4 protein-coding genes and 1 tRNA gene are annotated in these 6,338 nt (G+C 40.7%); 1 reads left to right on the forward strand and 4 read right to left on the reverse strand.

Translation table 11 applies throughout. From position 1 onward, the window contains the following. Positions 1 to 70 precede the first annotated feature (70 nt). The gene (locus N475_RS22920; RefSeq protein ID WP_063358316.1) at positions 71 to 1,099 is read right to left on the reverse strand and encodes a GGDEF domain-containing protein; all 1,029 of its coding nucleotides are present in this window, start codon (positions 1,097 to 1,099) and stop codon (positions 71 to 73) included. A 529-nt stretch (positions 1,100 to 1,628) separates the two neighbouring features. Here N475_RS22920 and N475_RS22925 point away from each other — a divergent pair. After that, entirely contained in the window at positions 1,629 to 2,114 is a 486-nt protein-coding gene (locus tag N475_RS22925; RefSeq protein WP_063358315.1) for a hypothetical protein, read from the forward strand. On the opposite strand, the gene N475_RS22930 is transcribed toward N475_RS22925, so the two are convergent. The 3 genes from N475_RS22930 to nadA all read right to left on the reverse strand — a co-directional run bounded on the left by N475_RS22930 (position 2,111) and on the right by nadA (position 6,196). After that, entirely contained in the window at positions 2,111 to 4,654 is a 2,544-nt protein-coding gene (locus tag N475_RS22930; protein WP_063358314.1) for a serine/threonine-protein kinase, read from the reverse strand. The genes N475_RS22925 and N475_RS22930 overlap by 4 nt on opposite strands. Positions 4,655 to 4,963: 309 nt before the next feature. Continuing rightward, positions 4,964 to 5,054: transfer RNA gene (locus N475_RS22935), tRNA-Ser, on the reverse strand. A gap of 98 nt (positions 5,055 to 5,152) precedes the next feature. Beyond that, positions 5,153 to 6,196 (reverse strand): quinolinate synthase NadA, encoded by a 1,044-nt coding sequence (gene nadA, locus N475_RS22940; protein ID WP_063358313.1) that lies wholly within the window; start codon positions 6,194 to 6,196, stop codon positions 5,153 to 5,155. Between the last annotated feature and the right edge of the window lie 142 nt (positions 6,197 to 6,338).

The following is a 6,338-nucleotide window of genomic DNA, read 5'->3' on the forward strand; positions in this document are numbered from 1 at the left end:
AAAAAAAATGTCTTTAATAGAACAGCAAAATAATAAAATGCGCCTTGTAATCTTTTAATACTGACGATATTTAAAACAAATCGATATCGCTGCTTTCTATATGCGCAGAAACTTGCTTTAGAGAAACCAGCTCTTCATAAAAGTTAACTTGGTCACGCCCATGCTCTTTAGCAAAATACAGCGCCTTATCAGCATTTTCCAGTACATTAATAGGAAAATCATACGGGCTTATTCTCGCAAGACCTGCACTCACGGTCAGCTTTTTCACAAATGGAAAGTGTGTTTGGCGAACAAGGTTTAAAAACTTATCCATTTTATCTTTGATAGAGTCAAAATCCGCAGGCTCAAAAACTATGACAAATTCCTCTCCACCGAATCTAAATAATAAGTCTGTTGAACGAAAGAACTCTTGCATTTTTTGGGCAAGGATCAGCAGCACCTCGTCCCCACATACATGGCCGTATGTGTCATTTACACTTTTAAAATGATCGATATCTATCATCGCTAACCAAGATGTGGCTCCCTGATGTTGGCTTCTAGGGTCATGGCCATCTCTAATTGCGCGGTTTTGCTCAATCATTTGCTTTTCTAGCAGCTGTTTTAGTTTCTTATCAAACGTTTGACGATTAAGTAACCCTGTCAGTTTATCTCTTTCATTCTCACGTAATATTGTGAGGTAGTTTTCATAAATACGAACAAATGCATTCAACATAACTTGTTGAGCGCTATCCAGTCCCTCACTTTTTACCTCGATTGCTCCCACAGGCTTTTCGTGTATGACAATAGGTAACCAACGACTTTCAATACCTTTTGGGTCTTGCATTGTGATACTACATGCTGATTGCAAACAGGAGTTCAATTCAGCATGGGGTGTGTCAATCACATCTCTATCTAACCATTCGTACTCACCAATATCTCGCACTCGCAAAGACAGACTTCTCTCGACGGTGCATGGGCCCGTTCCACTCATAATTTTGTATACAGAAATGCTTTGGCAGGCTATAAATTCTTGAATAGTCGACAGCAAACTATATTCAAGGGAGTCGATATCTCTTGTTTTGGTAATTCTAATTACCGAATTTAATAAATCTTCTTGCATAGTATGCCTATAAGGTACTTATTATATCCAGCGACCAGAGTCATCACGCAGTTGAACCTCATTCATCCAGATCGATGATCAACTACAAAGATCATAAGCTCTGATTTTGATTAGTGGCAATATATGCTGCACTTTGCTTAATTATCGGCCAGTTTTCTCCGTTAGGCAATTGAAATTAACACGGTCATTGATCCCCTCTGGCACCGAAGCACACGGCTTATTCACGCGATGAATAAAAGTGAGAGGCTTTTGTACCTTCTTGCCCACTGGCGATCGATGTAACTTTGGATATCGTCTGTAAAAGTACTCCCCTTTTATCTGCTATTTCTTTGCAACATCATAGTTCTGTCACTAACTAAATGAGTCGATACCTATAGCCTTCTGGTCAAATTTAAAAACATAAAAATTGTTTGAGAGAGAACCTGCCAAGTTCAAGTTGAGGAGACTCAATTCTTTAGGCTCTATGTAATAACATGTAATAAACTTTAGTTGTATAGTTGGGTAGATTATTCAATTCAAGGAGGTTCACATGAGTCACGCAGAGTTAATCCAAGCAAAAATTTCTGAATATTTAGAATCAGAACACCACGATTTTAATAGTCCTTTTATCGTTTACCCAGCTAATAAACAGATCAACTACGCTTTTGACGATCAATCTGACAAAACAAATTATGCAGTTGCTCAGTTCAAAGTAGATCCCAGTTCAATTGGCTCTCAGCCTTTTATATTCGAATACTTTATCAGTGACCCAAATCAATTTGAGTTTTTAGGGGTTCAAAACCTAACCACCAAAGGGGCAATCGTTAGTGGAACTGTTCGAGTCATAAATGACACACTGCAGCGCCTTAGACTAGAGTTTAATTTAGATGCACAGTCTAATACCTCGCTTGACGATCCTAACGCTTTAAGCATTGATTTCACAATTTTACTTAAGGTAAAGCAGGTAACAAACGACGCCAATGATGTCCAAACCATAGACCCCACCATCATAATTCGTCGCCCTAAACCTCTCTAAAACTTACAGATTGGTTTATCCAAACTGAGATTTAGCGTATTAAACGTCGGATGCTTACACAATGGTTGGAACCAAGGTAAGTTGAACCAAACTGGTGAGTATCCGCCGTCGATTGCAGCATTGAAGTTAATGAGGCCTGACTTTGACTCTCCTGAGAGGGTAAATATTAATGTCGCAGCATAATAATACTGGAGCTTGTCTGTAGTGAGTTTGACAGCTAGATGAAGCTTTTCTAGTGCTTCTTGATGTTGATTTAAGTGAGCAAATGCCTGACCTAAATTTAATGTATCAATGTAATCGGTGGAATCTCGAAATGCATTGATTATCGACTTATACTCATCCTGCGCCAGTTGGTACTGGCTGCTCAGAAACAGTAAATCAGCATAATTTAGACGAATTGAGCTATTTTTTGGCGCCAGATTCTTCGCCTTGAAAGCGGCTTCAAGTGCTTCTGGATATTGGCTACTTAGCATATAAGCCAAAGAGAGATTATTATAGTCTACGGCATTTTCATGATGTTCAACCACTACTAAGTAATTGGAAATTGCAGCGTTAAAATTCCCTCTCAGCATGCTTAAATCGGCACTCAAAGCGCGCCCATCAATATACCAGGGAAATGCTGTAACGATTTCGTCCAAAAGTGACTGTGCCAATTCAAACTGACCATGATCATAGTAGACCACTGCTAGGCTATATTTGGACTTCAAACTTGGCTTAAGCGCCATAGCCTTAGAGTACATATTTATGGCTTCCTCAATTCGATGAAAGCGATACGCAAAATAGCCATTCAAATGAAGGCTTTCGGCGGTTTCTCCATAAACTGAAAAACGCTCAAACAACTCAGTTGCAAGAGACTCGTCCCCGCTTTCAATCGAATAGACTATCATATCTACCAAATATGGCTTCGACGCTTTATAACCCGCGGGGGCGTTATCCAAGAGTGCTTTAAGGTCACTTAAGTACATGTCCTTTTTTTCAGCGTGGTAAAGCTCTAGAAATAGATGCCTAGCTATCTTATACAAAGCGTAATAGTTGGGGTCTTGTTCAATAAGCTTAAGCGTTTTATCGAGATGGTATCTGGAGTAATTACCTTTAAAGTTCACATCGTGATACAAGGCGAGGTACTCCTCGTAAAACTCAGGGTCTGCTGCGTGCTTTGGAGAGTTAGAACGCCCAGAGATACCGAGCAATTTAGCCGTAAATGTCTGATAAATTGAACTTATCGCTAAATAATCTTCCCTTTGAACATCGGTCCCCAACTCACCTAAAACTACTCTTTTATCCGTTCCAAGGCGAGACAGCCGAACATTGCACTGGGTCGCCTCGCACCGAACTTCAGGCACAAGTACAGTTGAGGCACCGGTAATCGCAATCAAACTAGAAATATCTCTGTTGTTTATATATTCCCCATGATCTATCAGCTCAGCGTTTGGAGAGCGCATAACTGTTTGCCTAACAGCGCTATCAATTGTCGCCAGCAGTAAATTAGAAACGTTAGGCTCACCACTACCCGCCGAAACTTTTGGCTCAAGTACTAACGTGTAGTTAACCTCCTCATCTACATTGAAATACTGTTTGCCCATGTAACCGATTATAATAAAAAGTACACACAACATAGTTCCAATTAGAAGGGGCTTAGATAAATGCTGGCTTCTGTTATGTTTTTCTAAAACATTAACCGGTAAGGAGGCTGTGTCGTCTGAGTTACTCACCTCTAAGAGTGTAATAGTCCTTATCAATACATTGATAACTTCTTTGCAAGAAGGGCGCTTGACGGGGGATCGGTGGAGCATTTTACGTAGTAATAATACTAACTCCTCCGGCAATTTGGGCAGCAATGAATCCATATCTCTACAAAGCCCGGCTCGGATCCTCTTTGTAAGTTGCTCTCCTTTTTCATCCCCAAAAGGATGACAACCAAAAATAAGTTCAAAAGCCAACACACCTAAAGAAAATACATCACTTGTATACCCTACCTGCTTACCTTCCAGCTGTTCAGGTGACATAGAGCTCGTGCTTCCATAGCTACTCAACTTGTCGTGTACTTGATTCTGTCCATGCAGAATATTGGCGATGCCAAAGTCTGATATCTTAACTTTCCCGCTATCTGAAATTAAAATATTGCTTGGTTTAATATCACAATGAACTAAAGACTGTTGATGCAGATAGTGAATACCTCTTGTGATTTTCTCTAACAATGCAAGTTTGTCATTGAGAGTGAGCAGCTTCTGGCGCATGTGTTTAGCCAGTGTTTGGCCCTCTACGTATTCCAAAACAAGTAAAAGTTCAGAGTCAAATTCAACGATGTCGTAAAGCTGAACGATATTTGGATGATTGGCTTTAGCCATTAAACGTGCTTCGTATAAAGCTTGTGTTCTATTTTGATCTTGGCCAAGAGCTGTGGGTAAGCGAATTCGTTTAACAGCAACCTGTCTATTCAATCGGGTATCTTTGGCGAGAAAAATATCTCCCATACCGCCCGACGCAATATGCCGTATTGGTTCTAAATATGTATTTGAAAAGCACTCATCAACCTGCATTTAACCCACCTGCCTTGGATAAGAGAAGAGATGCAAAGTGAAAGCATTGTATCCTATTTATAAATTTAAAAGTAAGTAATGTAGACGGATAGTCAATTTACTGCTGTAAACGATGTAATTTATTGAAAATATTTATAAATAGACCATTATTCAAACGTTTAAATTAGCCAAACAATAGTAAAGTTGGAAGTGAATGCGACAACACCGCAATTGGAACTCACCGATTCAAAGTGTTCAGGTTTTTAGCCCCAAATTTGCCCCAATAAACAATAGCTGGAAATTAAACAATTGATTTCAAAGGGGAAGGAATGGCGGAGAGAGAGGGAGTCGAACCCTCGATACGCTATAAACGTATACACGAGTTCCAGTCGTGCGCCTTAAGCCACTCAGCCATCTCTCCGCACTGAATGCGGGGCTAATACTATGAAAACCCCTGCCTTTTAGCAAGAACTTTTTTTGTAATCTAGCTCAAGTGGCTAGATTACAATCAATCTAGGACTAACCTTTTAAGCTTGCCGAAAAGTCTAGCATACGGTTTAGTGAACGCAGTGCACCTTCACGTAGTTCCATATCAACAAAGACTTCTTTGCCTTCAGGGCTAATAAGCGCTTCTTCAATCGCTTGTAAGCCATTCATAGCCATCCAAGGACAATGTGCGCAGCTTCGGCAAGTTGCTCCTTCACCTGCAGTTGGCGCTTCAAAGAACTCTTTTTCAGGGCAAAGCTGCTGCATTTTGTAAAAAATACCGCGGTCCGTTGCAACGATGAATTTTTGATTATCCATTTCTTGCGCCGCTTTGATAAGCTGGCTGGTAGAACCTACAGCATCGGCGAGATCTACAATCTCAGCAGGCGACTCCGGGTGCACGAGTACTGCAGCATCAGGATGCAGTGCCTTCATGTCCTTCAAAGCTTTCGTCTTGAATTCATCATGTACGATACATGCGCCATTCCACATGATCATGTCCGCACCAGTTTTCTTTTGAATATATGAACCCAAGTGCTTATCAGGACCCCAAATGATGGTTTCCCCCTCCGAGTCCAAGTGCTCTACAATTTCAAGCGCACATGAAGACGTAACAATCCAATCCGCTCGCGCTTTAACTGCTGTTGATGTATTTGCGTACACAACCACTTTTCTCTCTGGATGTTCATCACAGAACTTCGAAAACTCATCAATTGGACAACCAACGTCCAGAGAACATGTCGCTGCCAACGTTGGCATAACGACCGTTTTTTCTGGTGTAAGGATTTTGGCTGTTTCACCCATAAAGCGCACACCAGCTACAATGATGATGTCAGCATCCTCTTGTCTGGCACCAAAGCGCGCCATTTCAAGTGAATCAGCAACACAACCACCGGTTTCTTCGGCTAGTGCTTGGATCTCAGGATCCGTGTAATAATGGGCAACCAATACCGCATTTTTCTCTTTTAACAATGACTTGATACGCGCTTTATATTGCTGCTTTTCTTCATCATTTAACGGTGCTGGTTTTGGAGGAAATATATAATCCTCTGGCATGATTTGTTCTGCTAGACTCATTCTCTCGACCACATAGTCCACATTGCATAATTGGGGCGAATTATACGAAAAATACAGAGATAATCCTAGTAAATGACAAGATTAGGAAGGAATATTTAAGAATAAAAGAATTGGCAAGAATATGGTGGGTCATGATGGACTC

The sequence above is a fragment of the Pseudoalteromonas luteoviolacea DSM 6061 genome, assembly GCF_001625655.1.
GTDB classification, from domain to species: Bacteria; Pseudomonadota; Gammaproteobacteria; order Enterobacterales; family Alteromonadaceae; genus Pseudoalteromonas; species Pseudoalteromonas luteoviolacea.

What these genes read in the sequence shown, in the direction of transcription:
- N475_RS22925 (WP_063358315.1), top strand. Translation starts at nt 1,629, where the DNA reads ATGAGTCACGCAGAGTTAATCCAAGCAAAAATTTCTGAATATTTAGAA.
- N475_RS22930 (WP_063358314.1), bottom strand. Translation starts at nt 4,654, where the DNA reads ATGCAGGTTGATGAGTGCTTTTCAAATACATATTTAGAACCAATACGG.
- N475_RS22920 (WP_063358316.1), bottom strand. Translation starts at nt 1,099, where the DNA reads ATGCAAGAAGATTTATTAAATTCGGTAATTAGAATTACCAAAACAAGA.
- nadA (WP_063358313.1), bottom strand. Translation starts at nt 6,196, where the DNA reads ATGAGTCTAGCAGAACAAATCATGCCAGAGGATTATATATTTCCTCCA.